General features: G+C 48.6%; 1 protein-coding gene. It reads left to right on the top strand.

All coding sequences use genetic code 11. The annotated features are described in order from the left end of the window. Window positions 1-831, top strand: an 831-nt coding sequence (locus tag VJL_RS27035; RefSeq protein WP_038882450.1) for a T1SS-143 repeat domain-containing protein, incomplete at both ends; no start/stop codon positions are given.

Below are 831 nucleotides of genomic sequence, written 5' to 3'. Positions count from 1 at the left end.
TGCCTCTGGCTGTAGACGAAGATGATTTATCAGGCATTGGCTCAGACCAAACTGACGCTGTGTTTGTTGAAGGCGCGTTTACGACCACTCAAGGTTCAGACCGTGTGGTGAGCTACCAACTTGATTCAACGGTTGATCCTGTTTCAGGTTTAACTTCTCAAGGTGAGCCTGTTACTTTGGTGGAGACTGCGAATGCCGATGGCAGCTTTACTTACGTGGCTACCGCGGATGGCAATCCTATCTTCACCATGAATGTGAATGCAGACGGCACATACAACTTCCGTCTGGAAGGACCAATCGATCACGCGTTAAACAGCGATGAGCTAGTACTGAACTTCCCAATCATTGCAACAGACTTTGATGGCGATACGACGACCGCGACCATTCCAGTCACGATTACTGATGACGTTCCAACCATTGACAACGTTGTTCCACTGACAGTAGACGAAGATGATCTCGCTACAATTGGCTCAGACCAAAACGATGATGCGTTTATGTCGGGCTCTTTCAGCACAACTGAAGGCTCGGACAGTGTTGTTAAATACCAGCTTGATGCAACAGCAGATCCAGTAGCAGGGTTGACCTCTCATGGTGAGCCTGTCGTGCTTGCTGAAACTGCTAACGGCGACGGTAGTTTTACTTACACTGCCACAGCAGATGGCAATGCCGTATTTGAATTGGTTGTGAAGCCAGATGGCAGCTACATCTTTACTCTGCAGGGCCCACTAGACCATGCGGTAAACAGCGACAGCCTACAAATCGACTTCCCGATTATCGCAACAGATTTTGATGGCGATACCTCAACAGAAACATTGCCTGTCACCATCGTTG

Source organism: Vibrio jasicida CAIM 1864 = LMG 25398 (assembly GCF_000400365.1).
Classification (GTDB): Bacteria; Pseudomonadota; Gammaproteobacteria; order Enterobacterales; family Vibrionaceae; genus Vibrio; species Vibrio jasicida.
Note: the sequence above shows the minus strand (reverse complement) of the source record. Positions and strands in the feature narration are given on the sequence as shown.